Genomic DNA, 25,831 nt, shown 5'->3' on the forward strand with positions numbered 1-25,831 from the left:
GAGACGGCCATTGCCACGCGTCGAAGCATCAGGCGACTTCCAACTTGGCGACGATGGCCGCCAACACCTGAAGAAGCAACTGCAGCTGAACAGCCAGCTCGGTTGCAACCACCTGAACGCGCACTGCATACGCGTTGTCGACGCGAATCACGCGGCGAATCCGCTGTGCTGTGCAGATTCGTGCAAGCAGGTCATCCCTCACCTGCGAAGCCGCGTTTCCATCAGCGACTGATACGCTGAGAACAATCGCCAAGGCCAATTCGAGAGCCGCCTGCAACGATAGGGCCGCTTGCAAGTCGTGGCTGGCAATCTCGACGTTTTCCGAGTCTTTGACAATGATATCGAGGATCGAAGACTCATCGTCGTCGATTTCGAGGATCGCATTCTGTGCAATCTCTGCATTCTCCAACGGCAATTCGGCCTGTGGCAACTCGCACTGTTTCTCGACATCATAATCAAAACCTGATGCCAAAGAGCGTACGGCGGTGTTCCGTGCATTGATCAGCGGCATTCGGTTATGATGTCGGCGACGCCGAACATGCCGATGCATGTTTTTCCCTTTCACCTCACGATACCTCCTTCTGGACCGCTTGCGCTGCCTTTCGCGAGGGTTTGCTTCTGAAAAGCCCAAACGAGCCGTCTCGTTGGCTTCGTTTCGCGTGCCGCGGCGGACGCCTCGGCATCCAGTTCCTCCGCACGGGCCTCGCCCATTCCCATGCGCGCCATGGCGTCGTGGTACGCCTGATCCAGCACAGCGCGGACGCGCTCGAGCCTTTGGTTCGGTTCCGCCTCGTGCATACGTTCCCCTCCAACCATCACAGGATCTCGAGCTTTGCAATGATGGCCAACAGCACCTGCAACAGCACTTGGATGTTGACACTTGCTTCAGTTGCTGTCGCCGTGACGGTCACATTGCGGGAATTTTCAATGACGGTCCGCTGCTTGATGCTCTGACGCGTGCGAATCCGTTCAATCAACTCCTGCGCAACATTGTTGGCTTCATTCCCATCGGCGATCGCAATGCTCAACACGAGCGCAATGGCCAGTTGAATAGCGACCTGGAGATTAACGGCGGCCTGCGTGTCCACGGTGGTGACGGTGATTTCGCACGAATCCTTAATCAGAATGTGCTCATCGTTGACTTGCTCCGTGCGCGCTGATTCCGTAGCTGCTTGTGAGACACCGCCAAGAGCTGTGGCACACGGGTGTGCCTGTTGTGGGTCAAGTGCAGACCATGTTGTGTTGGCTGCCAATTTTCCTCACTCCTTCTGTGGAATTACCACACTGTATGGAGTCTCCTGGCGTGTGGTAAAGGACAGGTTTCCTAGGACAGACTCGCCAAAATTCCATGCAGCCGATCACTTCTTCCGCTTTGCCTCTGCCTTCTCATTTGGCACTGGCTTCTGCGTTTGTAAGAAGTTTTCGACCTGTGCCTGCAGTGTGTTAATGAGGTCGCGCAGCTTTTCCCGCTCTTCGGCTGAGATGGGCTTGCGCTTTTCTTTCGAGATGTTGTGCTTGCGAAACACGTCCTCAATGAGTAGATCGGTCAGGTTTTTTGTCACATCGTCCATGTCATTCATGAGAGTTCCTCCTTGGACTTGGATGTCGAGCTACAGTATGCAACCGCATCCATCCTGTCCACGACGACCGTCCCATCGGCCAAGTAAAATGGTTGGTCGTGAACCTGCCAAGACGAGATGTCCATTGTAAACATAAAAATGCGGTCCCTGACGGAACCGCACGTAACGCATTTGACTCATCTCGAAACCAAGGTTGAAACGGGCAGTCGAATCACCACGGTCGTCCCCTTGCCAGGCTTGCTCACAATCTCGAGCGATCCCTTGTGATCCTCAAGAATGCGCCGACAAATGAGAATCCCGAGCCCATTGCCGTTCACCTTCGTCGAATAAAATGGACTACCAATCCGTTCCAATTGCTCCGGTGTCATGCCCGGGCCTTCATCGGTAAATTTGACGACCACCTGACCGTCGTGCTGAAACGCACGCACAAATAGGCGCCCACCCTGTTGCATCGCTTCAATCGCATTTTTCATGACGTTGATAAAGACACGTTTGATTTGGTTGGCGTCCCCGGTCGTCCACAACGAAGCATCGGCAATCTGACGGATGATCTCGACGCCATGCATGTTCGCCTGCGCATGCAACAAGGCAATGGACTCCTCCAATCCTTTGCGGACGTCCAGTTGACCGTGTGTGATGGGCTGTGGTTTCCCAAACAACAGCATTTCCCCGACGACGGATTGAATAGACTGCAATTCGGATTCCATAATTTCGCAATAACGCACACGATCCTCGGGTGCCGCCTGTGGCATCAACTTGGTGAAGCCAATGAGCGCCGTCAACGGATTGCGGATTTCGTGTGCGACACTCGCGGCCAATTGCCCTAATGCGGATAGTTTCTCCGAGTCATATAGCAACTGTTGTGCTTTCGCAAGTTGCGCCTCTGCACGTTTGCGATCGGTGACGTCGAGGTGAGCCGAAATGATGGCCTTCTGTCCGCGGTAACGTATACTACGCGCGATCAGTTCCGTCACAATCTCACGCCCGTCAATGGTGCACATACGCCGTTCAAGCAACGGGCTGCTGGCTTCCCCGGTCCGCATAATTCGATCGATCTCGCATCGGATATCTTCGACGTCATCTGGATGAACGACATCCCAAATGGACTTACCCAAGATTTGATCTTCGGAGAACGCGCCGATCATCCGCACCGCTTCGCGATTCACATATACCCAATGACCGTCGGCATGAACGAATATGGGAAACGGCGCATTGTCCAGGAATGTTCGATACTCCCATTCAAGTCGAAGTGCTTGACGTGCTAGATTGTACGCACAGACGGAACCTATTGTAAGAAGACCGAGAAACCGAACTCAAACCGCATAGCCTGGCAGTTGCCTGCCGTAGATGCTATATAGAATACCGTTCGCTCCAAAATGCCACACGAGTGCGGCAACGACAAAATACACTATGTACACCGCTGGCACCCTGCGATCTACCTGTGACCGTTTCACGGAGACGCTGGCGTGATCGCCCGAATCGCGCGATACAAAACCTCGTTGACCGGTGTAGGTACGCCTAACTGGCGCCCAATCTGAAGTACTCGTCCAGACAGTTGTTCGACTTCAGTCGGCCTCCCGGCCTCGACATCCTGCAACATCGATGTTTTCCCAGTTGGTGCCATAGCGTATAACACATCATCAAAACGATCAATATCGTCTTCGCTCAGTTCAATACCAAGTTGCCTGGCGATGGCAATGACTTCGCGCATGGCCATCGCCATCACGGTATGCGCGTCTGTCGATTGCTGAAAAACGCCATAGGGCGCGCGCAGGATGGCCGATGTTTGATTGATTCCGACGTTGATCATAAATTTCCACCACATCGTGCGTAAAATGTCGGCGGGGACCTCATAGCCAATACCCGCACGTTCAAAGAGCTCACGCACGCGCTCCACAATGTCCGGTTGCTGACCTGAGGCGTCCCCAAAGCTGATATACCCAAGGCTGCTAAACGTCACATCTGAGCCACTGCGAACAGCGTCAATGGCAATACAAACCGCATGCAAGATTGGATTGTTCGGGTAAACATCCCGTATGTCATCTTCACTTGCAATACCGTTTAATAGAGAGATAAAAATGGTATTGGGACCAACGTGCCTGCGTATGTCTTTCAGCGCCTGAGCCAGACCATCGTATTTAACCGCAATCAGGACAAGATCAGCTGGCTCCACATCTTCATCCGGCAATACGTAAGAAAACGCGATGTCCTGGCCATTGACGACAACAGGCCTTTCGCGGTATCGATCTTTGCGTGTTCGATCAACGACCACACTCAACTCTGTCTCCGTAGCCATGAGCAGCCGACTGCCATAAGCAGCCCCAACCGCCCCAAGTCCAATTAGTGAAACGCGACGAATGCGCTCCATTCTCAACTCACCTTTCTCCACTTCTAGCATACGACACGGTGCAAGCCCAAACATGTACAGATTAGGTTGGGTGCATCCTGCAACCGCATGTTTTTCGGCATGCTGTGTCAGGATAATGTACGTAGGCAATTGCATAAAACCGAAGGTTGTATTTATAATTTTTCAGACCAGAACTTATAGGGGTGAAAATGTGAAAAAATCAGTCATTTCTTTAACGAGTGCTGCTGCCCTCGTCTGCGCGCTTGTTACAGGCTGTGGTACGGCCAATTCGTCCAACAATACGGTCAGTTCCACAAATACGGTTTCCAATACCGCAAATACCGGTGCTGCTTCGGTTTCAGGCACAAAAACAACCGCGCTCGGTCTCAATGCTGTCGTCGACCCAAACGCGATGCCAAAGCCTGGTCAGGTCGTGATTGCCGTTGACGATACATACCCGCCGATGGAGTACACCGACCCAAGCAACCCGAACAAGCTGATTGGTTTCGATATCGATCTCGGTGACGCCTTGGCCAAGTACCTGCACGAAAAAGTCGTATGGAAACCTACGTCCTTTGACGGTATCGTCGAAGGCCTCAAGGCAGGTAAATACGACATGGTCATCTCAACCCTCAACGACACGCCGCAACGTGAGAAACAAATCGACTTTGTCGACTATATGAGCTTTGGCCAAGTGATTGTCGTGAAAAAGGGGCACGCAGGCAACATCAAGACGATTGCTGATTTGAAGGGCAAGCAGGTTGGCGTCGAAATTGGTACCACCAGTCAGGATGCTCTACAAAAAGAAGGCGGCATCGACGTCAAGGAGTACAACACGTTCCCGGATGCATTCCAGGATCTGGCCGACGGGCGATTGGCGGCATGTGTCGTCGATGAAGTTGTCGGCCGCTACTACGTGAATCTTCAGCCGAACAACTATCAAATTGCGGGCAAACCGTTCCTCTCTGAACCTGTTGGCATTGGGATCAACAAAAAGAACGTCAGCCTGGATGCAAAGGTCAAAAAGGCCATCGCGCAAATGAAGAAGGACGGGACGTACCAAAAAATCTACACATACTGGTTTGGCGCCCAATAATGCCGCTCGATTCGCCCGCGCTCTGGCGCGGGCGAGCGTTTGCTGAAGGAGTGTAGTATGAACTTCTTTCAATTTTTATCGAAATACGCAGGAACATTCGCCCAGGGTGCTCTTGTCACGGTCGAGCTGACCCTCTGTGGCCTGATCATCGGTCTGATTCTCGGCGTCCTCGTTTCGTTGATGAATTTGTCGCACATCTGGCCGTTTCGTTGGTTTGCGCGTTTATACACCTGGGTTGTTCGCGGTACGCCGCTATTGGTGCAATTGTTCATCGTATACTACGGCCTGCCACAGGTCGGCCTCCAATTGACGCCATTCCTTTCGGCCATCATCGCTCTGGGATTGAATTCTGCCGGCTACGTGGCGGAAATTATCCGAGCTGGCATCCAGTCCATCGATCCCGGGCAAATGGAGGCTGCCGAATCGCTCGGCATGCGTTATGGTCAAGCCATGCGGCGCATTATCTTTCCACAAGCTTATCGCCGCTTGCTTCCTCCCATTGTCAATGAATTCGTGGCGCTGCTGAAAGATTCGTCACTCGTATCGACCATTTCGATGACTGAGTTGATGCGCATCGGCCAAACGGTGAGCTCCTCCACCTTTATGCCCATGCAAAGTTATATCACAGCCGCCCTATTCTACTTGGCCATGACCAGTATCATCGTCTTCTTCTCAGGAAAACTCGAACGCTGGCTGGAGGTGCGTGGGTAATGCCCATGGACGAATCGGTGGTCTTGCGCGGCCGCGCTGTGAGCAAGTCGTTCGGCCAGCTCGTCGTGCTTGACGGCATTGATATCGCCGTAGAGAAAGGCGAAGTGGTCGCCATTATTGGTCCCAGCGGCTCCGGCAAATCGACACTGCTGCGCTGCTTTAATGGACTTGAGACACCGACGAGCGGCACCATCGAGGTGGCCGGACAGCCGCTTAGCCGCAACCGCCGAGAACTTGCCAAGCAGCGCGAGCATCTCGGCATGGTGTTTCAACGATTCCATCTGTTTCCACATCTCACGGCCTTGCAAAACGTGATGGAAGGCCCGCTGACGGTCAAGAAAATGGACCGTCGACAAGCCATGGACAGAGCTTACATGCTGCTCGAGAAGGTGGGGTTGCGGGACAAGGCAAATGCTTACCCGTCGAAACTGTCAGGGGGCCAGCAACAACGCGTCGCGATCGCGCGGGCCCTCGCGATGGAGCCGGCCGTGATGTTGCTCGACGAACCGACGTCGGCGCTCGATCCCGAACTGGTCGGCGAGGTCTTGCAGGTCATTCAAGGTTTGGCCAGCGAAGGCATGACGATGCTTCTCGTTACACACGAAATGGCGTTCGCCCGCCACGTGGCTGACCGGGTCATCTTTATGGCAGACGGAAAAATCGTCGAAGAGGGCCCGCCAGAGGCCTTGTTCGATCGGCCACAATCGCCGCGCACTCAACAATTTCTGCAAAACGTCGCTCGGCCCGCACACATGTGACGGGCCGAACTTTTTATGAACTTCTACAACCCATGCTCATATTTCTTCGCCTTCTGGGGTATCCCTTACAGAAAAAGGAGGTTTTGCAGATGGACGAGGATACCCCAAAATTCGTCATTGAGCAAACGATACAGCGCATACAGGCGCGTGAGCTTCCGTCAGACACCCAGGCGGCGGGTAACCTCGCAGCCGCTGCCGAACGTCCTTGCGAGGAGGAAGAGGCATAGTCCCCAAGGGCTCTGCCTCTTTGCACCTCTCCTTGTGGTACACTCATCACATCTTCACTTTGCGCTCTATATAGAGAGGAAGCGTGATGAACATGTCCCACCTCGTTCGCGTTACCCGCGGTGCCATCGACGAAAGTTGGCACGACGGTGCCGTCGTCGTCACACACGCCGACGGCCGTCGTTTGGCGCACGCCGGCCACGTCGATTTCATGACCTTTGCCCGCAGTTCATGCAAGCCCATTCAGGCAATCCCGACCGTCGAAACAGGTGCACTTGCCCGCTACGGCCTGGATTTGGCCGATCTCGCCTTGTTCTGTGCTTCACACAGCAGTGAGCATATCCATACGGATCGAGTGCAATCCATCCTTGAGCGGATCGGCCTCGATGCTTCTCTGCTCGTCTGCGGTCCTCATCCGCCGCACAGCCGCGAGATCTACGAGGAGATTGTCCGCAAAGGCGGAGAATTGACTGCCATACACAGCAACTGCTCGGGTAAACATGCCGGCATGCTCGCATACTGCGCGGCAACTGGCTCTGATCCGGCGACCTACGCCAACGTTGCACATCCTCTGCAGCAAAGTATCCTGACAACGCTCGCCGATCTCGCCGAAGTTCCGCGAGATGAGATCGTCGTCGGCGTCGACGGCTGCGGCGTTCCTGTGCATGCCATGCCGCTGACTGCGTGGGGGCTCGCCTTCGCGAAGTTTGTCCGCGACGACGGTGCACACACACCTGCGATGCGCGAAATCCTCAAAGCCATGGGGCTTCATCCGGAACTGGTCGGCGGGACGAAGGAACGGTTTGATACCGACTTAATGCGGGCGACATCGGGGCGCATCGTGGCCAAAGGTGGTGCCGAGGGATTTCTCATGATGGTGGATACAGAGAATCGCACGTCTGTGGTTATCAAGGTTCTCGACGGCAGTAGCCGTGCGATCCCGCCCATCGCGCTCCGCGTGCTGCTCTCCTTGGACGCCCTCGCGCCGACGGAGCGGGCCGAGCTCGAGCCGTACGAGAGACCTGCGGTGCGCAATACACAAGGTATCCAAGTCGGTGAGATCATTGCGGACTTTGATCTGAAACGCGCGTGATGGGTGAGATGCCTGCAGCACTGTGCTCATTCGCCCCAGCTGCAGGCGGTTAACTCGCTCTTCCAAGATAAGCAGGAATTTGTCGATGGGTGTCGAACATCGTTGCTTTGGTGGTGATTGCCGTGGTAGTGGATCGGGACGATCAGCAAATGCGTCGCTGGGAACGCAAAATCGCGGTTGGGTATCGCATGTTCATTGGGTTATATGCCCTGGCGGGAGCAAGCACCCTGCCCGTCACCTGGCTGATTGCACGCTCGAGCTTTCTTTCCTACCTGCAATCGCACCTGTTATATCCGCTGGTGTTGCTCACCATCGTCGAATGCTGTATTGAATGGATCTTGTTTCGCCTGCGACGCGGACGGCAAAATCTGCTGATTGTCACAGGAGTCCTGCTCGCTGGAATTTCCATTTACTTCAATCCGAGACTCCATGCCATTGAGTCCATTCTGTTACTCCCTATTTTAGCTTCTGTACTTTTCCTTAGCCCGAAAAAGGTATGGTTCGCAGGCGGGCTTTCCATCATTGCAGAATGCGTTCTCTACTTCCTCAATCCCTTTCACGGCCTCGAGTCGGGAACAACCCCGTACGACTTGATTACGTTCATCGTGGCACTTATCGGCGAAACCATAGTCTGCCAAGGCATTATTGCGCGCGGTGCGGAAATCTGGGACGAGCTTCGCAAGCGCGGCCGCTTGGAGACAGAACTTCTGGTCCGCCAAATCGTCTCCGAAAAGGATGCCAAAACGGATGCCTTGACGGGCCTATACAATCGCAAATCGTTTAACGAGTATCTGGAATTTGCATTGCGCATTAGTGCAGAGACCGACACCCCACTGCACTTGGCCGTGATCGACATTGATAATTTCAAGCAGGTAAACGATCGCCATGGCCATCTGGTTGGAGACGAAATTCTGCGTCGCACCGCGCGGGCCATCGAACAACATCTAGCCGCCGCGGATTTCCTTGCACGTTATGGCGGCGAAGAATTTGCCCTCATCATCCCCGAGATGAGCCATGACGAAGCGGTCGCCCATATGGAAAAAATCCGCCAGCATATCGCGGATATTGGTCATGCCGAGTTGGACTCCCAACGCGCAACCGTCAGCATCGGACTGAGCACCTACGTGCCCGGCGAAGACGCTCAGTCCCTGTTCCAGCGTGCTGATGAATGTCTTTATCAAGCGAAAAAATCGGGGAAGAACCGCACCATCGCGAGAATGTGACGCTCAATCCTGCAGCGGGCCAAATTCTATCTCGCTCCATTCCTCGGTCTCACCAGAGTCCCATTCAATCACCAATGTTCGAAGCAGACAGGCCGGATTTGTCATAATGCCGACAATTTGACCGGATACTTGACGATCAGGGTGTTTGACGGTATCTCCAACGCATATCCTCATGTTTCGCCCTCCTTAGTCCTAGCTGCTTACAAACCTTTTCCACGCCATACCTTTCCTCATCATACGCATAAAACAATACGGTTGTAAGCACTTTCATCTCTATGCTATCTTAATCTGTGACAGTCTTCATAAGTGTCGCCCGATTGTGCAAACGATTGCATAGCGAATATGCTATAAGCACCTCGTTGCGCAGCCGAGACGATGCTTGTGATGAACAAGGCAAAGGGGGATTTTCGTGGGACAAATCAAGAAAACGACCATAGCAACGCTCATTGTCCTTTCCGCTGCATGGCCAGCAGCCGGCACCGTAAAGCCAGTGCTTGCGAGTGCAAACGGTTCGACACCATCTATCGAAATTACGTCAGGAAACGACGTCCGGGCAGGCGCCCCGAGCGATACGCTCACCGTTGCCGTCAACGGGATGGATATCACAGCATCCACTCCAAACGTCACACTGACAGACGGTAGCGGATCGATACTTAATCTTACGACGGATACCGCTGTCGCGGACGGCTCGACTCTGCATGTCGAATTGCCCATGGGGGACAATGGCTTAGGCGCGGGCACCTACACCTTGACGGTCGCCGCTGGTGACGTCAGCGCGTCGGCACCACTCACCGTTGAGCCGTATACAAACGCGACCACCATTCAATGGGATGGTATCTACACGGATGATTCCTCGTCCTATGTTTCTATCCCCAGCCCAAGCCCTGGTCAGGATGTCACGATTCGTCTTCGCGCCTACAGCGGCAATCTGACGAAAGTTGTCTTAAAGGCCTACGATACCGCACAGAGCAAGTCGTTCGACGTCGAAATGACACCTGCATCCACATTTGGACCCTACCAGTTGTGGTCAGCGACTGTACCAGCGTCAAATGGCGGCACCGTGTACTACCGATTTGACCTGTATGACGGCGATAACTTCGCTTGTCTCTCCGGAGATGGCTTGCACACAAGTGACGATACAAATCAGAACTTCCCTCTTCCCGTTGGCGCTGTAACGCTTTCCACATCTGACGCAAGCCCCGGAGACACACTAACGGCTTCTGATCCGGTCGGCGATTTTTCCGGCAGCGGCCAAAGCCAAACCACCGTCAGCTTCCTCGACCAAAACGGCAATGTTGTTGCGACCACAACAGGATGGAACGCAAGCTGGTCAAGTGTCGATTTCTCAGTACCAAAAGACTTGGCAAACGGGCTCTATACGGTCGATCTCGATACGACCGCGAAAGACGCCGATGGCGTGACAAATGTCTCTCTCGATAGACAGACTCCACTGTTGGTCGGCCCCGAACCAGCCTGGATGCAAAGCTTTTATCATGATTCGTACAATTCCTTTTATCGCAACCCATTTGGTGCGGTGGCAACCGGAACTCCCGTGACACTGCGCCTGCGTGCACCTGTGGATCTCAAATCGGCCACACTTCGGCTATGGGGTGCCAATGGGAACGGGGCAGAGCTTGATTTGCCGATGGAGCCACTCACCATGTCTGCTGCCGATATCGAACAAGCCACCGGGGTAACGGACGCGTCACAGTACAGTTGGTGGACAGTCACCATCCCCGCCTCGGACATGAACGTGGCCGGGACCATGTGGTACCAGTTTGAAGGACAGCTTGCAAGTGGGCAAACGGTGTATTACGACGACAATGGAAACCAACTCGAGGGTGCTGGCCAACCCAGCTTTTCTTCCAACGGGCCGAGTTACCAGTTGTCTGTCTATAACCAAGGGTTTACGACACCGGACTGGTTGAAACACGCGGTCATCTACGAAATCATGCCAGATCGGTTCTATAACGGCGACATCGCGAACGACGAAAATCCGAAGACACAGAAGGGCATTTACACGGATGCTACCGGTCAAGAAACGCTGGGGCCTATTCAATTCCACCAGGATTGGAACAGTCAACCTTACGATCCCAATATTCCGGCCTCCGCAAATCCGGCCATCCAAGCTTTGCGTGGTAACGGCCAGTGGAACATCGACTTTTTTGGCGGGGATTTGAAGGGAATTGAGGATAAGCTTGATTATCTGAAAAGCCTTGGTGTCAATACGCTTTATCTCATGCCTGTGTTTGAAGCCGAGTCCAACCACAAGTACGACACGGCCGACTATATGAAGATCGATCCTGGGTTTGGCACTGCGCAGGACTGGCTCAATTTAGCCAAGGCCGCACATGCGGACGGGTTTCATATTCTGTTGGATGGCGTGTTTGAAGACACCGGATCGGACAGCGTTTACTTCAACAAGTTTGGAAACATGGGCAACCTCGGGGCCTGGCAAGCGTATGTGCAGAACCAACCTAATCGCTCTCCGTACTACAGTTGGTACGAATGGACAGGAAATACCACAAACCCGTACAACGGTTGGTGGAACAACGACACATTGCCGCAGACCGATACAAACAATCCGTCATTCCAGCAGTTTATCTACGGCGGCCAAGACGCGGTCGCGAAACATTGGTTGGCCTTGGGGGCCGATGGATGGCGCCTCGATTCGGCAGATAACAGCAACTATAACGTGACATGGTGGAGCAACTTTCGCAACGCTGTCAAAGCAATCGATCCGAATGCCGCAATCGTTGGGGAAATATGGAGTAACGCAACCAACGATAATGGTACGGACTGGCTGACCGGATCGACCTTCGACAGCGTGATGAACTACCAATTCCGCAATGCCGTGATCGACTTTTTCCGCGGAACGTATAACGATGGATCGGTCCAGCATCACGCGGTCGATGCGACTGGTTTCAACCAGGAACTCATGCGGCTGTACAGCGAGTATCCCTTGCAATCGTTCTACGCCATGATGAACTTGGTCGACTCGCAGGACACGATGCGCATTCTGACTGTGCTGGAAGATGCACCTGAACCAGGCTCGATGAGTGCCTTGCAACAAGCGACGTACAAACCAACGCCAGATGACCAACAACTTGGCATCCATCGCATGGAGCTGGTATCCGATCTTCAGTTTGGCTTCCCAGGCGATCCGACCATCTGGTATGGCGACGAAGCCGGCGTGTCGGGTTATAGCGATCCGTTGTCACGTGACACGTACCCTTGGGGTCATGAAAATGAGACTCTGCTTAACCACTATCGCTTGCTCGGAGCCATTCGCACCGCGAATCCGGTTCTGCAAACCGGGACTTTTACGCCGGTGTACGCGCAGGGCGAGGTGTATGCATTTGCACGCACCATCCGCGACAGCAAGGATGTATTTGGTCAGCCGGCAGCTGACGCGTCGGCGATTGTCGCGCTAAATAACCAGAATCAAGCACAAACGGTGAGTCTCCCGGTTGCGGGCGTGATCGCCGATGGGACGAAGCTTCTGGACGAACTGAACAACCAATGGTATACCGTGCAAAACGGATCCGTGCAGATGACGTTGGCACCATACGAAGGTGCTATCCTGGTCACGCCCGGAGCGAATCCTGTTGCATACTTGCAGACGAACGACGGGCAAACGTCCATTGCGTGGACGCCGACCCCTGGGGCGACACGGTACATGTTGCTGCGGCGGGAAGGCGATGGCCCATGGGTACCAGCTGGTCCGCCACTCTCCGTGAACACACTGTCTGCACCGATTACCCAGGGCGCAACCGCTGTGGACTATGCGGTTGTCGCCTTACCAGCCGTCGCGCCAGGCGTCGGTCTTGCGATCGGCCAAGAGGAAAACGCCGTCACGGTGCCAGCGGCATCCGTAACTTCGCCCCAAGTCCAAGCAAACGTTCATCGCGATACGGTGAATTTGCACATCACACAGGTGCCGAACGCAACACAATACGTCGTTTATGTGCAACAACCAGATGGTTCGTACCAGGCCGTCGCTGACGCATCCGCACATGGCGATGTGAACCTGAAGTTGCCTGTTGTGCCGGGAAACCAATCGATCACGGTGCGTGTCGCAGCACAAAATGACGACAGCCAGGCAGTGACCGCTCCGATCGTCATTGCAACGCAGGCAACAGCCAAAACACAACGGTAGATTCACAAAAAGCAAGGCGTACGCAGCCGCTGGCTGGCCGCGTACGCCTTGTCGTCAGTTTGCCCAAATTAGTCCGGTTCGTTCACCCTGACCTCGAACGATAAGCCCCGGGCGACGGCCTCTGTGACGGAACCAACGCGCCTGTGCACGCGAATGAGATATTCTGCGTTCGCATGCCCCCAACCGTCATGGATCACGGCCGCTTTTACGCGCACATGGTCGTGGTGAAACTCCGCCGTGAGCTTGCGATCCCGATAGTGCCCGTCGCGATACTCAAATGTCAGGCCGTCGTCCTCATATAGACGCCCTTCCCCGACTTCGCCCGCGGTCCCTTCGTAGACCTCGAACGCCAGTTGACCGGGGCGATTGGTCTCGCCGAGATCGACCGGAAGGATGGCCCCTGCCCGCACAAAAAGCGGCAATGTGGCAAGCGGAGCATCGACCAATACGTGCCGGCCACCTTCAAGCTGTTCACCTGTCCAGTAGTTGTTCCAAGTTCCGAACGGCAGATACACGGCGCGACAGCGAACGTCCGGACGGCAAACAGGTGCGACGAGGATATCGCGGCCGACGAGAAACTGATCGTCAAGATTGTGGGTCACAGGATCGTCAGGATATTCGAGCGCCAAGGGCCGCATGATGGGTAGGCCCGTCTCGCTTGCTTCGCGAAATAACGTGTATAGATACGGCATGAAGCGATAGCGCAAGCGAATGTACTTGCGCACGATATGCTCGATTTCCTCGCCAAACGACCAGGGTTCTTGCCGCAAGGTCTCCATCGCGCTGTGATTGCGGAAAAACGGGAAGAACGCTCCCATTTGGGTCCACCTGGCCAACAATTCGCCGGTCGCATGATGCGCGAATCCACCAACGTCCGGTCCGCCAAACGCGATACCGGACAAACCCATGTTGAGAACCATCGGGATCGCCATCGCCATATGCTCCCAGAAGCTGCGATTGTCCCCGGTCCAGACTGCCGCATACCGCTGTACGCCGCTGTATCCCGCACGCGTGAGAATGAAGGGGCGCTCACCGCCGAGCTTCTCGGCAAGGCCTTCATACGTCGCTTTGGACATCAACATGCCGTACAGATTGTGCAATTCCCGATGCGTGCGCGGGTGGCCGTTGTTGCGATGCAGCACCCCCACATCCATCGTTTTGGTCTCGTTGAAGACCGCTGGCTCATTCATGTCGTTCCAGATGCCCCGAATGCCTTGTTGCAAATAGAAATCGTGTTGATCTGCCCACCACCGGCCGACGCGATCGTCCGTAAAGTCGGGAAACGCGCTGGCCCCCGGCCAAACATCACCGATAAACAGGTCGCCTTCGACCGATTTGCAAAACACGTCGTTGGCAATTCCGTCGCGATACACCCGATATTCCGGGTCTTGCTTGACACCCGGATCGACAATCGTCACGACACGTACGCCCATGTCCCGAAGTTCATCGCACATCTGCTGCGGACACGGAAACCGATTTCGATCAAACGTAAACACCCGGTAGCCGTCCATGTAGTGAATGTCGAGGTAAATGGCGTCAAGCGGAATGTCCTTGTCTTGAAAGGTGCGGGCCAACGCCAGCACTTCTTCCTGAGTCTCGTAACTATATCGAGACTGATGGTAGCCCAAGGCCCAGCGCGGTGGCATCGGCATCCGGCCTGTCAAACGCGTGTATGCCGAAATCACGTCTTTGAGCGTCGGACCTGCAATGAGATAGCAATCAAACCCACCTGTGGCGGCCGACACCTCGTAAGCGGGAAACCGCGTCCGAAAATCAAACTTGGTCTTCCCTGGATTGTCGAGGAACAGACCCGATGCCCCTCCCTCGTCGAAGCGGATGACGAACGGGATGGAAACATACAAGGTCTCCATTTCTGGGACATGCGGAGCGTACACGTCCGAATTCCACATGGTGTAGGCTTCGTGCCGTTTGTCGAGTCCCCCCGGCTCCTCTCCCAGCCCATAAAAGCGAGTGGCCGGCGCCGCCTCGAATACGGCGCCGACGCCCCCCGCGGCCGGCGAGAACAACTGCATGCCCGCCGCAATCACCCGGCCAGCTCCATCTGTCGCATCGAGTGTACCGGTGTCGCGGTCAATCTTGACCTTCCATGTCCCCAAGCGCAACGTGACTGTCCGCCCCGTTTCCTCGGCCGCCACCCTGACTTCCCCTTCGGGCTGTATGGCGTCCGGTAAAACCCCGACGGTGGAAAGCGGGACATCTCCATGTTCATCACACAGTACCAAACGCAATATGTCTTGTCCGAGCGCCTGCAGTGCCACTCTGCGATGCCCCAAAGTCACAGTGACACCCCAGGCATGTACCTGCCAATCATCCAAAGGTGCAAGCGCTCGCTCCCTAAATACCTGTTGTTTCACTCGATCCGGTTTGATCGATTCGCTTGTCTGCATGTCTGCACCTCGTCTCTAGCTTTCACTCCGCGTGAAACCATCGTCATGACCCTATATTTTCCAAACCACCATCGTACAACCCCCGCTGAACGCCGAAGCGTCCTCGGTTTGCGCGACATATGGTTTCGTTTGTTCAGCAAAGAGAATATCCGCACCATCCGGGATCCTAGCATCAGGATGATCTGGCGTCGCCAACTGAACCCATATGCGCTCTCCGGCCTGCCCTTCGCGGACATAGCGCAGCAACCCTGGTTCAGCGCGCTCAACCATCATGAGTCCCCCCGCCAAAGCCGGTTCCGTGGTTCGAATCGCGATCAATCGCTTGACGATGGCAAGCAGATCCTTGTCCCGGCCTTCATCCTCCCACATCATACCGCCGCGGCACAGGGGATCTGCCCCGCCTTCCATGCCGATCTCGTCGCCATAATAAAGCATGGGGATGCCCGGCACCGTCATCAGCAACGCCATCGCCTGCACCACTGGCGCGACCATCCCGCCCGCCATGGTTCGTATCCGCTCGGTGTCGTGACTCCCTAGCAAATTGAACATCGAACGCTGTGCCTGTGCAGGATAAGCGAACTGCCAATCTGTCACGCGTTCTGCAAACTCGGCCGTGGACAGCCTGCCACGGACAAGCAGGTCGAGGATGCATTCGCGCAGTGGATAATTCATGACACCGTCGAACTGATCTCCCTGCAACCAAGGCAAGCTGTTATGCCATACTTCGCCAATGATCAAAGCATCTGGCTTCGCGCGCTTCACCGTTTCGCGGAACTTTCGCCAGAAGACGTGATCGATCTCGTTCGCGACATCCAAACGCCAGCCGTCAATGTCACATTCGCTCAGCCAGTACTCGGCCACCGTCAACATGTAGCGTTCGACCTCTGGATGGGCGAGGTTGAGCTTTGGCATGTAGCGCAGTTTGGTCGCAAACGTTTCATAATTCACCGTTTCCGTGTCAATCTCGTCACCCTCGATAAAAAACCAGTGCCAATAACGAGACTGCCGGCCATGGCGAATGGCATCTTGAAACGGCCGGAAGAAATAGCCGCAGTGATTGAATACTGCATCCAGCACAACGCGTATACCGCGGTCGTGCGCGTCCGCAACCAAGCCCCGCAAATCGTCCTTGGTTCCAAACTGCGGGTCGATTTCGAAGTAGTCCGTCGTGTCGTATTTATGGTTCGATCCCGCTCGAAAAATGGGCGTCAGGTAGATGAGATTGATCCCCAGGTCTTGCAGGTAGTCAAGCCGTTGCCGGATACCTGCCAAATCCCCGCCATGGATGCTGGTGGGCGTGGGCGAGTCGTACCAGTCACACGCACCTTCCGGCGTGATGCACGGATTGCCATTCGCAAATCGCTCCGGAAAGATTTGATATGCAACCGCCTGATCTACCCATTCCGGCACGGTGAAGACATCGCGCGGGCAAATGTACGGAATATAAAAGGGCACCGCCTCGCTCAGGTCGCGCGCCCACCCCATCTCACCGAACCAGTGTGATGCCTCATCTTCCGCCGTAACCTCGAATGCATATTTCAAACGCCGCGTCGGCACACGCACATCTGCGACGAAATAGTCGAAATGTACTCCTCGTCCCGCCCATTGCATGATCAGCACATCGGTATAGGATGTCTCATACTTGTCTCCGTAGTGCACTCTGATTTGGCGAACCGAACCAGGCCGAAGCACTTTGACAATCAGGCGAACAGCCTTCTGCTCAAGCGCATACGCGAAGGGAGGATTCGATTCGTGTTGCAAACAAATGTCCATCGGGTCATCTCCTTACCCGTTGCGAGCCGCGGCGTGAGCGCCGCAGGAATAGCGAATGACCAACTCAAAGTCCACAATTTCAGAATTGTAAGCCGGGCTCCCGGTCTCAATCTGTTTTAACAACAACTCGGCGCAGCGCACGCCAAGTTCGTGCATGTTGACACGGACGCTCGTCAATGCAGGATTGGCCAACTCCGCCAGACGAATGTCGTTGAATCCGACAATCGCCAACTCGTCAGGCATGCGGAAGCCAAGCTCGGCTGCGGCACGCATGCCGCCGAATGCGAGCACATCGTCGGAGGCGAGCACAGCCGTCGGCCGATCCGACATCGCGAGTAGTCGCATCATGCCAAGATAGCCGCCCTGTTCGAGAAAAAAGCTCGATACTTCAAGTCTCGGATCCGGTTCAATCCCCGCTTCCAACAACGCGTTGCGGTATCCCGTGACGCGATCGATCGTGACAACCATTTCAGATGCCCCACCAAGAAAACCAATGCGTCGGTGCCCGAGATCGATCAAATGCTTGGTGGCGCAGTGTGCCGCCTGCACATTGTCATTGTTCACCCAGCTCACAGGCACGGGGTCAGCAGGCCGACCGAGCAGCACAGCTGGGAATTTTTGATCCGAAACCCGACGCAACACCGGATCGCCCGGGCGCGTACCCAAGAGCAACAGTCCGTCGACACGCCGGCCGCGCACCATGCGGTCAACGACCTCCTCCTCGTCCCGCGCAGATGTCGAAAGCACCGTATCAACGCCGTGCTCGCGCGCTACCTCTGAAACACCGCTCATCCATTCGGCAAAGAACGGGTTGACGAAAAACTGGTTCATCGAGGGTGGGATGAGAATCCCGATCGCGCCCGTGCTGTTGGTCACCAAGCCGCGTGCAAACACGTTTGGGTGGTAATCGAGTTGTTCGAGGGCCTCGCGCACACGCCGTTTCGTCTCTTCCGAAATCCGTGACGAATTGGAGAGCACCCGCGATACAGTCGATGGTGAAACATTGGCCAAGCGTGCAACATCTTTGATGGTGGCCATGGCGATGATCCCCTCTCAAAACGCAAATTGGCTTGTCGTTACCCTTTCACCGATCCTGCGACCAAACCGGTTGTCAAATACTTTTGGGCCAACGCGAACACGGCAGCGAGTGGAATCGCCGACAACAGTGCTGCAGCCGCAAACTCACCCCAGTTCTTTGCGAACTGGCCGCTGATCAAATTGTACATGCCGACACCGAGCGTGTAGTTGCTGGGCGATTGTAAAATGGTTCCCGCAAACAGATATTCGCCGAACGCCCCAACAATGGTGAGGAAGAAGATGACGACGAGCATCGGCAAGCACAAAGGCAACTGCACCCGAATGAATCGTTGCCACGTATTCGCACCGTCGATCAGGGCTGCTTCGTCGAGTTCCTTCGGGATCGAATCCATGAACCCCTTTAACAACCATACATTGAACGCACTCGCGCCCAACATCACCAGAATATAGGATCCAAGATAGTCGATCATGTTCAATTTGGCGAGCGCCGAGTAAAACGCGGCGATCGACAGGATGTTCGGGAACATTTGCAACAACAGAAGCATCATTAACCCGTATTTGCGCCCGTAAAACCGCAGCTTCGAGAACGCAAATGCAGACAGAGCCGTGATGAACGACTGGGCGATCGCGACCGTGAGACCGACCAGCAGACTGTTGCGCACCCAGACGAGAAATTGACCGCCTTGAAACAGGGCTCTGTAGTTCGCAAATGTCGCGTGTGCCGGGAAAAACGACACGGAAATATAGGAGTTTGACGGATCGAACGACGCGGTGAACACGAACCACATCGGGATGAGCACAACGATGATAACGAACCAGATGATGACGCGCGATATCCAAAGGCGCAACCATTGCCCTGGCTGCAAGTTCCGCTTGCGATGGCGCGGCGCGGCTCCCGACTGTGGAAAGCTGTGATGCGTGACCGCCATTAGGAATCGACCTCCTGAAACGCCCCGGTATAGCGCATTTGGAGCCAACTGATAAACGCGACGAGAATAAACAGCAAAACGGCGATGGCCGAACCGAGATCGTAGCGGTTAAACGATAGCGTCATTTTGTATGCGGCAGAGGCCAAGATGTCGGTTTGCCCGAGGAACGGATTGTTCGAATTCGGTGGACCGCCGCCTGTTAGTAGATAGGTCGCATTGAAGTTATTGAAGTTAAACGAGAACGACGGAATCAAAAGCGGCAGCGAAATGCGCCACACGGACGGCATGGTCACGTACCGAAACACCTGTGTCCACGTGGCACCGTCGATCTCGGCAGCCTCGTACTGGTCAGTCGGGATCGACTGCAGCGCACCTAGACATACGGTCATCATGTATGGGAAACCGGCCCAAACGTTCGCAATAATGATGGCCACTCGCGCCCATGTCGCGTTGGTCAGCCACGGAATGCGCGGCAAACCGAAGACGCCGTGCAGTAAACCGTTGATCTGGCCGTACTGGTCATTGAGCAGGCCTTGCCAAGCCAGCATCGTGATCAGCGTGGGAACGGCCCAGGGAATGATGAGCAGTGTTCGATACACCGTCGCCTCCCGCATATGCTTGTTGTTTAATAGCACCGCGAGAGCAAGCCCAACTAGGTAACTGAAACCCGTGGCACACAACGCGTAGATGATGGTCCAAACCAGCGTCGGAATGAACAGGTTGGACAGCGGATCGTGCGGATTGAGCAGTTCCTTGTAGTTCTGCAGTCCCACAAACTGATAGGACGTAAAGTGCATCTGATTAAAGTTTGTGAAGGATATATAAATTGTATAGAAGATCGGGACAATGCTCAAAACGCATATCGTTACAAGCGCGGGAGACAGATATCCGTACGCCACCCAATCCACTTTGCGGCGCCGCTTGCGAACAACCGATGTCGTTCCCGTCTGTGCAACAGCAGCCACGTGTACCACCTCCAGATATAACAAGAGCCGACCAGCGGACGGCCGGCTCCTGAAACCGTACGTAGCGACAGATTATCCTTGGGCCAAGATGCCCTTTTGGATGTTTTGGACGAAGTCCTTACCGCCCTGTTGCGGCGACACCTTGCCGGCAATGATATTTTGCAGGATGGTGTCTGCCGTCCACACGGCTTGCATTTGCGGAATGTTCGGCATCGGCACCGAGTTCTTCAAAGCCGCCGTAAATGCTTTGAACGCAGGGTTGCTTTGGACAGCCGACGATTTCTGCACGCTCACCAGGGCTGGAATTTGCTGTGAATCCGAGAAATACGTCTTCTGAGCGCTCGCGTTGGTCAGGGCTTGCACCAAACTCCAATCGGCTGGCTGCGTTTTGCTTTCCTTGTTGACGAACGCGGTAATCACACCAAGGAAAGGCGTCGCCGGCTTGCCGTTTGGCAGTGTCGGCCATGGCGTAATTCCGTAATTGATTTTCGCCTTCTCAATGTCGCCCGTATCCCACGGACCGCTGACGTACATGCCAATCTTCCCAGCCAAAAATTGCGCCTTTGCAATGGAGCCATTGACGCTCGGCGTCATCCACTTGTACTGGCTATCCATGTCGTGCATCAGCGTATAGGCCTTGATGGAGCCGCTGTTGTCAAGACCAATGTCGTTGGGGTTGAGCGTGCCGTTTGTGTCCTTGAACACGTAACCGCCCATGCCGCCAATCAGCGCGTAGTCGAAATACAGGTTGGCCTGGTCATACATGAAGCCGTGCGCATTCGCGTCCTTGACAAATGCCGCCCACGTCGTCGGTGCTTGCGGCACTAACTTCTTGTTGTAGTAAAGGGCTGCAACCTGCACAGAGACCGGCACCGAGTACGTCGTGCCATTCACTTTGACAGCGTCCAATGTATTGGGCGCATATGCGCTTGTGTTGATGATTCCGCTTGGCACTGGCGCCATAAGACCTTCTTCGGCGAAGGTGCCATTGTTGTCATGCGGCATGCCGAACACGACATCAGGCCCTTTGCCCGTCCGCGCCGCCGTCGCATAAAACTGGAACCCCTTTGGGTTTGAGCTTTGATCGACGACATTGACCGTGTCTCCATGTTGCTTCGCCCATGCTTGTGCGATTTTCTTCACATCGACCAACTGCGGACCACCTGCCCACGACCAGACGGTGATGGTTTCCCCCTTCGGCAATGTGCTCGCAGCACCTGTATCTACTTGGCTTGAGCCGGTGTTTGCAGCGTTGGATGAATTGGCACTGCTATTTGTTCCGCAACCAGCCAAAACACCGCCAGCTAACGCAAACGCTGCCACACCCGTCGTGACGACTTGCCACTTCTTCATCTCAAAACTCCCCCTTGATTGAACATACTTCTTTTTTCAATAGCTCTGACTGACTTATGATGCAAACGTTTGCGCATAGTATAACGCTTACATGTGATCTGATCAAGAGCAAAATTGTGCGTTCATATGACCTAAACATATTTTCATAACGGCTATCTTTCCGTATACAAGCCTGCCGGGACGCAGCGGTTGATCCATGTTCAAACGTTACCACTGAAATCATGACGTCCCCCTGCACTCACCACTCTTGAATAGGCGTGGTGAACTGCATTTCTATCCACCAATAACAACTGGTACAATGGCATGAGAATGGCTTCTGATACCGAAGATGTCTGCTAAGGAGGTTGCCTCTGTGCCACTCGATCCGGTCATCCGCCAGTTCCTTGAACATTTGCACGCCATCCCCACACCTCCGCTGACAACGGTTACCGCGCAGGAATACCGCCAACGACAAGCGATGAGTCTCGTGCCCGGTATGCCGGTTGCGGAAGTGCGCAATTTTCACATCGAACTCCCAGATAGGGCGCTAGCTGTCCGTATGTATCGACCCGCAGACTTGCGTGCACCCTATCCCGCCCTTGTCTTTTACCATGGCGGCGGCTGGGTACTTGGCGGCCTCGAATCTCACGATCCGGTGTGCCGTGCGGTTGCAAATATCGCCCATTGTGTCGTCTTGTCGGTGGATTATCGTCTCGCGCCAGAGTACAAGTTTCCCACTGCGGTTGCCGACGCATATGACACCCTCGTTTGGATTGCGGATCACGCAGAATCCTTACAACTTGATCAAGCGCGAATTGCCGTAGGCGGCGACAGCGCAGGTGGCAACCTAGCTGCTGTGGCATGTATCCTCGCCAAGGAACGCAAAGGCCCAAAAATCGCATACCAATGGCTCTTGTACCCATCCACAGGCTACGACCCAGAAAATCCACCCGCCTCGATGGACGAGAACGGCGTAGGCTATCTGCTCACCCTTGAACTCATGACCTGGTTCCGAAATCACTATCTAAACAGCGAGGCCGATCTGGTCAATCCATACTTCGCGCCCGTTCTGTATTCCGATTTAAGCGACCTTCCCCCCGCCTATATTGCGACAGCTCAATACGATCCCCTGCGCGATGTGGGCAAGATGTACGCCGATGCGCTGCGTGAAAGCGGTGTGCCGGTCACATATCACAACTTCGACGATCTCATTCACGGCTTTGCGCAATTCCACGGTGTATCACCAAGCGCGACACAAGCGCTGGAGTTGTGTGCACAAGTATTACGCGATGCTCTGCATCAAGGAGATAGAGTATCATGGCATGGATGAAATACCCAGACGGAGGGCGTGCTGCACACATGGGCCAAGAACACGCCCGTGTCTTTCCCACTCGCCACACGCCCTACATCGATCCCTTTTTGCTGCTCGATCACTTCGCTGTTGAAAAGCCGTACGGTTTCCCGGATCACCCGCATCGCGGATTCGAAATTGTGACGTATGTTCTGCAGGGAGCCCTGGCTCACGCCGACAGTGCAGGCCACGAGAGCGTCATTCCTGCGGGAGGCGTACAACACGTCGTCGCTGGCAAGGGCATTGTCCATTCGGAGATGCCTGGCACCGATGGGATCGACAGCGGATTGCAGCTTTGGATTAACCTACCGCGCAGTGAAAAAGCTATCGATCCCGGCTACGAGGACATCATGCCGGCTGCACTACCGCGCGAACAAATCGCACCGGGAGTTGAACGGACATGGATTGTCGGCGGATCGTCACCGGTGAAAACGCGCAGAACGATGCGGTTTGAAGACGTGGTCATTGCTTCCGACCAAACATACACGCTACAAGTGCCTGCCGGCTTCCAAGGGTTTATTTATGTACTCGAAGGCGACGGCCATTTCGGGGAGGAAGAAACGCCACTGAACAAAGGAGATTTGCTCATCTGGGCGCTTGCCGACGAAGCCGAACAGATGACGGATGCACCCGTCCGAGCCAGAGGCAATTTACGCGTCGTATTCGTGTTCGGCGAGCCTGTCGGCGAACGCCCCATTTTTCATGGACCGTTTGTCGACTAAGCTGGTGGTGGGGGCTCAAGAATGAATCCACCCCCCACCTATTTTCATAGAACTCCAAAATGCCTCCACAATAAGCGGTAGTAGCTGGGCTCTCTGTGGACGAGATCGGCTTCCCGAACTATCCTGATATCATCCTCCCATCCCGTGTCTGTCCACCGTATTCCTGCGACTTCAGTGCTCTGCACCTCGCCCTCGACCAATCCGCGCAAGTCGCGCACCGAAATCCGATACAATCCACTCACTTCATCGGTCGCGACGTTGAACTTATGCAAGTCGCATACGTCATGACAGCGCAGGACGAAGACATGACTAAACTCGTTGTCGATCACACCATTTCCGCGAAATTGGTGCCGTGCCACGCCAATCTTCAGAAGTCGCTGCGGTGATACAGCCACTCCCAGCTCCTCCTGAAGTTCACGCACACCGTCTTCTGGCGATTCGCCTGCCGCCAGATGCCCTGCACAACTCACATCCAACTTGCCAGGATTCGTGTCCTTGCCTAGGTGTCGCCTTTGCAGAAGCAGCATACCCTCGCCGGCGACGTCATCGTACAGCCAGCAATGAAACGTCTGATGCCACCACCCGGCCTGATGCACTTGCGAACGCAAGGCCGCCCCCGTGTGGATCATCTGATCGTCGAATATATCGAGCAACTCGTCCATCGTATCACTCCCATTTCGCAGTTTCGTGCCAGACCCATCAGATCCGCCTCTGACATGTCACCATAGCATGCCGCCTAGTCCAGAGCCACCCGCGGCCCCATATGTCGGCCATGACTCATCTAGCCCGGTTCGCGCGAGTGGAGTACGATGAATCTCAGTGCTTCAATTTGCTGCAACTTGACGAAGGAGGTTGTTCTGTTGCCTCTCTATGTTTGGCTCGCGTGCGGTATGTATCTCATGAACGGGATGGCAACGGTCGCACTTGGCAGCGTACTACCGGTATTCATCCACCACTATCAATCGTCTTACATGCTTGGCAGCGATCTCGTCCTTGCACAGTTCATTGGTTATCTTATCGGCGTCCCACTCTCCCCCATTCTAGTCAAAGCCTCCGGCTACCGCGCGCCGATTGCCATGGCTGCGGCTGCGACTGGCATCGCAGAAATCGCCTTTGGCACACTGCCGACTATTTGGTTGTGCATGGCAATGTCATTCATCAACGGCGTTGGCATGTCCTTACTGCAAGCGACCATTTCGACATCGCTGATAGAATGGTTCCCCTCCAGTCGCGCCGTCGTGATGAGTCGCACCGAAGCCGCCTTTGGTCTTGGCTGCGTCATCACGCCGCTTTTGGCCAGTTGGTCCATCCGCGCCGGCGACTGGCGCCTCTGTTTCTTCGTCGTCGGCGCCCTCGCCGTTCTACTTGCTGTAGTCACGTTCGCTTTACCCATCGCGCAGCCTGAACACCACAGCGGCCCCATCGACGCGCCGACAGCAGCCGTGGACATCGCCCGCCGTTCCGAGAAATGGGCACTCTTTGGGCTGTTCATGTTCGCAATCCTCGTCTATGTCGGCGTTGAATCGTGTGTGAACAACTTCTTTCCGGCCATTTTCGCGAATCACTTGCACCTATCCGCAAGCGCTGCGTCGCTGTCCGTAAGCCTCTTCTGGATCGCCATGGTCGTCGGCCGGATGGCCACAGGCTGGGTGATTCGCAGGTTGCCATATCGTCCATATCTCACGTTGGCAACCGGTGGTACGCTCGTCGTGATGTTGGCGATCGCGATGACCCAGTGGCCATTTGCTGCCTACGTCGAGGCATTTGCGACAGGGATGTTCATGTCCGGAATTTATGTGGTCACACTCGTTTTTGCCAATCACTCATTTCCAGAGATGACCGCCCTCGTCACGCGCCTTGTTACCTTTTTTGCCGGCATCGGCGGTGCCATTTTGCCAACCGCGTTTGGCTGGATCATGACGCGCACCAGTGCTTTCGTCGCCGTGCTCAGCCTCGCGGCATTTGCGGCCATTCTGTTCGCCGCCATCATCGCCGCCAGCGCCTTTACACGATCGCGATCGCGCATGACACAAACGCCAGCCTGATGAACGAAGCTAAAGGGGGCCCCGGAAAGCCCCCTGCTGCAAGTTCCCCGTTGCCTGCTGCCTATAGAACGCCTTG

At 55.0% G+C, this 25,831-nt stretch carries 24 protein-coding genes; 10 read left to right on the forward strand and 14 right to left on the reverse strand.

Translation table 11 applies throughout. The features are described from left to right. Nucleotides 1-28: 28 nt before the first annotated feature. The 6 genes from C7445_RS04685 to C7445_RS04710 all read right to left on the reverse strand — a co-directional run bounded on the left by C7445_RS04685 (nucleotide 29) and on the right by C7445_RS04710 (nucleotide 3,948). Complete coding sequence (locus tag C7445_RS04685; RefSeq protein WP_134158873.1) at nucleotides 29-565, reverse strand: spore coat protein; 537 nt, start codon at nucleotides 563-565, stop codon at nucleotides 29-31. Then, nucleotides 562-798, reverse strand: a complete 237-nt coding sequence (locus C7445_RS04690) for a hypothetical protein (protein WP_134158874.1) — start codon at nucleotides 796-798, stop codon at nucleotides 562-564. The genes C7445_RS04685 and C7445_RS04690 overlap by 4 nt, the downstream gene beginning before the upstream one ends. Nucleotides 799-815: 17 nt before the next feature. After that, on the reverse strand, nucleotides 816-1,253 hold the full coding sequence (locus C7445_RS04695; RefSeq protein ID WP_134158875.1) for a spore coat protein: 438 nt from the start codon (nucleotides 1,251-1,253) through the stop codon (nucleotides 816-818). 105 nt (nucleotides 1,254-1,358) lie between these two features. Next, complete coding sequence (locus C7445_RS04700; RefSeq protein ID WP_134158876.1) at nucleotides 1,359-1,580, reverse strand: hypothetical protein; 222 nt, start codon at nucleotides 1,578-1,580, stop codon at nucleotides 1,359-1,361. A gap of 176 nt (nucleotides 1,581-1,756) precedes the next feature. Continuing rightward, nucleotides 1,757-2,869, reverse strand: a complete 1,113-nt coding sequence (locus tag C7445_RS04705) for an ATP-binding protein (RefSeq protein ID WP_279586204.1) — start codon at nucleotides 2,867-2,869, stop codon at nucleotides 1,757-1,759. 161 nt (nucleotides 2,870-3,030) lie between these two features. Beyond that, nucleotides 3,031-3,948 (reverse strand): ketopantoate reductase family protein, encoded by a 918-nt coding sequence (locus C7445_RS04710; protein WP_134158878.1) that lies wholly within the window; start codon nucleotides 3,946-3,948, stop codon nucleotides 3,031-3,033. 190 nt (nucleotides 3,949-4,138) lie between these two features. On the opposite strand from C7445_RS04710, the gene C7445_RS04715 reads away from it, so the two are divergent. The 6 genes from C7445_RS04715 to C7445_RS04735 all read left to right on the forward strand — a co-directional run bounded on the left by C7445_RS04715 (nucleotide 4,139) and on the right by C7445_RS04735 (nucleotide 9,033). Continuing rightward, complete coding sequence (locus tag C7445_RS04715; RefSeq protein ID WP_166668997.1) at nucleotides 4,139-5,023, forward strand: ABC transporter substrate-binding protein; 885 nt, start codon at nucleotides 4,139-4,141, stop codon at nucleotides 5,021-5,023. Nucleotides 5,024-5,080: 57 nt separating this feature from the next. Beyond that, complete coding sequence (locus C7445_RS04720) at nucleotides 5,081-5,734, forward strand: amino acid ABC transporter permease (protein WP_134158880.1); 654 nt, start codon at nucleotides 5,081-5,083, stop codon at nucleotides 5,732-5,734. After that, complete coding sequence (locus tag C7445_RS04725; RefSeq protein WP_134158881.1) at nucleotides 5,734-6,492, forward strand: amino acid ABC transporter ATP-binding protein; 759 nt, start codon at nucleotides 5,734-5,736, stop codon at nucleotides 6,490-6,492. Before C7445_RS04720 ends, C7445_RS04725 begins: the two co-directional genes overlap by 1 nt. A gap of 89 nt (nucleotides 6,493-6,581) precedes the next feature. Continuing rightward, nucleotides 6,582-6,719: a hypothetical protein gene (locus tag C7445_RS14520; RefSeq protein ID WP_166668998.1), complete on the forward strand. Its 138-nt coding sequence runs from the start codon at nucleotides 6,582-6,584 to the stop codon at nucleotides 6,717-6,719. 86 nt (nucleotides 6,720-6,805) lie between these two features. Then, nucleotides 6,806-7,810: an asparaginase gene (locus C7445_RS04730; protein ID WP_243834947.1), complete on the forward strand. Its 1,005-nt coding sequence runs from the start codon at nucleotides 6,806-6,808 to the stop codon at nucleotides 7,808-7,810. Nucleotides 7,811-7,899: 89 nt separating this feature from the next. After that, nucleotides 7,900-9,033 (forward strand): GGDEF domain-containing protein, encoded by a 1,134-nt coding sequence (locus C7445_RS04735; RefSeq protein WP_134158882.1) that lies wholly within the window; start codon nucleotides 7,900-7,902, stop codon nucleotides 9,031-9,033. 3 nt (nucleotides 9,034-9,036) lie between these two features. On the opposite strand, the gene C7445_RS14525 is transcribed toward C7445_RS04735, so the two are convergent. Continuing rightward, complete coding sequence (locus C7445_RS14525; protein WP_166668999.1) at nucleotides 9,037-9,207, reverse strand: hypothetical protein; 171 nt, start codon at nucleotides 9,205-9,207, stop codon at nucleotides 9,037-9,039. Between the two features lie 235 nt (nucleotides 9,208-9,442). Here C7445_RS14525 and C7445_RS04740 point away from each other — a divergent pair, with 235 nt between their 5' ends. Continuing rightward, nucleotides 9,443-13,192, forward strand: coding sequence for a glycoside hydrolase family 13 protein (locus C7445_RS04740; RefSeq protein WP_243834948.1), 3,750 nt, complete (start codon nucleotides 9,443-9,445; stop codon nucleotides 13,190-13,192). Nucleotides 13,193-13,260: 68 nt separating this feature from the next. Here C7445_RS04740 and C7445_RS04745 read toward each other — a convergent pair whose 3' ends face one another. The 6 genes from C7445_RS04745 to C7445_RS04770 form a co-directional block, all read right to left on the reverse strand. Next, entirely contained in the window at nucleotides 13,261-15,600 is a 2,340-nt protein-coding gene (locus C7445_RS04745; RefSeq protein ID WP_134158883.1) for a glycoside hydrolase family 31 protein, read from the reverse strand. A 51-nt stretch (nucleotides 15,601-15,651) separates the two neighbouring features. Further along, complete coding sequence (locus C7445_RS04750) at nucleotides 15,652-17,373, reverse strand: glycoside hydrolase family 13 protein (RefSeq protein ID WP_134158884.1); 1,722 nt, start codon at nucleotides 17,371-17,373, stop codon at nucleotides 15,652-15,654. A gap of 12 nt (nucleotides 17,374-17,385) precedes the next feature. Beyond that, nucleotides 17,386-18,411, reverse strand: coding sequence for a LacI family DNA-binding transcriptional regulator (locus tag C7445_RS04755; RefSeq protein WP_134158885.1), 1,026 nt, complete (start codon nucleotides 18,409-18,411; stop codon nucleotides 17,386-17,388). Between the two features lie 38 nt (nucleotides 18,412-18,449). Beyond that, nucleotides 18,450-19,340, reverse strand: coding sequence for a sugar ABC transporter permease (locus C7445_RS04760; RefSeq protein ID WP_134158886.1), 891 nt, complete (start codon nucleotides 19,338-19,340; stop codon nucleotides 18,450-18,452). Further along, a complete protein-coding gene (locus C7445_RS04765) occupies nucleotides 19,340-20,305 on the reverse strand; it encodes a carbohydrate ABC transporter permease (protein WP_134158887.1) in 966 nt (321 codons plus the stop codon). The genes C7445_RS04760 and C7445_RS04765 overlap by 1 nt, the downstream gene beginning before the upstream one ends. Before the next feature lie 72 nt (nucleotides 20,306-20,377). Further along, nucleotides 20,378-21,658, reverse strand: a complete 1,281-nt coding sequence (locus C7445_RS04770) for a sugar ABC transporter substrate-binding protein (RefSeq protein WP_134158888.1) — start codon at nucleotides 21,656-21,658, stop codon at nucleotides 20,378-20,380. A 352-nt stretch (nucleotides 21,659-22,010) separates the two neighbouring features. Between C7445_RS04770 and C7445_RS04775 the strand changes: the two genes are divergently transcribed. Both C7445_RS04775 and C7445_RS04780 read left to right on the forward strand, forming a co-directional pair. After that, nucleotides 22,011-22,967: an alpha/beta hydrolase gene (locus tag C7445_RS04775; RefSeq protein WP_134158889.1), complete on the forward strand. Its 957-nt coding sequence runs from the start codon at nucleotides 22,011-22,013 to the stop codon at nucleotides 22,965-22,967. Then, nucleotides 22,955-23,710 (forward strand): pirin family protein, encoded by a 756-nt coding sequence (locus C7445_RS04780; RefSeq protein WP_134158890.1) that lies wholly within the window; start codon nucleotides 22,955-22,957, stop codon nucleotides 23,708-23,710. The genes C7445_RS04775 and C7445_RS04780 overlap by 13 nt, the downstream gene beginning before the upstream one ends. A 44-nt stretch (nucleotides 23,711-23,754) precedes the next feature. Here the strand turns inward: C7445_RS04780 and C7445_RS04785 are convergent, their stop codons facing one another. Then, nucleotides 23,755-24,372 carry an NUDIX hydrolase gene (locus C7445_RS04785; protein WP_134158891.1) on the reverse strand — a complete coding sequence of 206 codons (618 nt, stop codon included), beginning with the start codon at nucleotides 24,370-24,372 and terminating at the stop codon, nucleotides 23,755-23,757. A gap of 198 nt (nucleotides 24,373-24,570) precedes the next feature. Between C7445_RS04785 and C7445_RS04790 the strand changes: the two genes are divergently transcribed. After that, the gene (locus tag C7445_RS04790; protein ID WP_243834949.1) at nucleotides 24,571-25,755 is read left to right on the forward strand and encodes an MFS transporter; all 1,185 of its coding nucleotides are present in this window, start codon (nucleotides 24,571-24,573) and stop codon (nucleotides 25,753-25,755) included. Nucleotides 25,756-25,831 lie beyond the last annotated feature (76 nt).

The organism is Alicyclobacillus sacchari (genome assembly GCF_004366795.1).
In the GTDB taxonomy this organism is placed as follows: domain Bacteria; phylum Bacillota; class Bacilli; order Alicyclobacillales; family Alicyclobacillaceae; genus Alicyclobacillus; species Alicyclobacillus sacchari.

Coding starts and splice junctions, on each gene's coding strand:
- C7445_RS04710 (WP_134158878.1), bottom strand. CDS start 3,948: ATGGAGCGCATTCGTCGCGTTTCACTAATTGGACTTGGGGCGGTTGGG.
- C7445_RS04760 (WP_134158886.1), bottom strand. CDS start 19,340: ATGGCGGTCACGCATCACAGCTTTCCACAGTCGGGAGCCGCGCCGCGC.
- C7445_RS04750 (WP_134158884.1), bottom strand. CDS start 17,373: ATGGACATTTGTTTGCAACACGAATCGAATCCTCCCTTCGCGTATGCG.
- C7445_RS04720 (WP_134158880.1), top strand. CDS start 5,081: ATGAACTTCTTTCAATTTTTATCGAAATACGCAGGAACATTCGCCCAG.
- C7445_RS04745 (WP_134158883.1), bottom strand. CDS start 15,600: ATGCAGACAAGCGAATCGATCAAACCGGATCGAGTGAAACAACAGGTA.
- C7445_RS04725 (WP_134158881.1), top strand. CDS start 5,734: ATGCCCATGGACGAATCGGTGGTCTTGCGCGGCCGCGCTGTGAGCAAG.
- C7445_RS14525 (WP_166668999.1), bottom strand. CDS start 9,207: ATGAGGATATGCGTTGGAGATACCGTCAAACACCCTGATCGTCAAGTA.
- C7445_RS04700 (WP_134158876.1), bottom strand. CDS start 1,580: ATGAATGACATGGACGATGTGACAAAAAACCTGACCGATCTACTCATT.
- C7445_RS04755 (WP_134158885.1), bottom strand. CDS start 18,411: ATGGCCACCATCAAAGATGTTGCACGCTTGGCCAATGTTTCACCATCG.
- C7445_RS04730 (WP_243834947.1), top strand. CDS start 6,806: ATGAACATGTCCCACCTCGTTCGCGTTACCCGCGGTGCCATCGACGAA.
- C7445_RS04690 (WP_134158874.1), bottom strand. CDS start 798: ATGCACGAGGCGGAACCGAACCAAAGGCTCGAGCGCGTCCGCGCTGTG.
- C7445_RS14520 (WP_166668998.1), top strand. CDS start 6,582: ATGGACGAGGATACCCCAAAATTCGTCATTGAGCAAACGATACAGCGC.
- C7445_RS04770 (WP_134158888.1), bottom strand. CDS start 21,658: ATGAAGAAGTGGCAAGTCGTCACGACGGGTGTGGCAGCGTTTGCGTTA.
- C7445_RS04780 (WP_134158890.1), top strand. CDS start 22,955: ATGGCATGGATGAAATACCCAGACGGAGGGCGTGCTGCACACATGGGC.
- C7445_RS04785 (WP_134158891.1), bottom strand. CDS start 24,372: ATGGACGAGTTGCTCGATATATTCGACGATCAGATGATCCACACGGGG.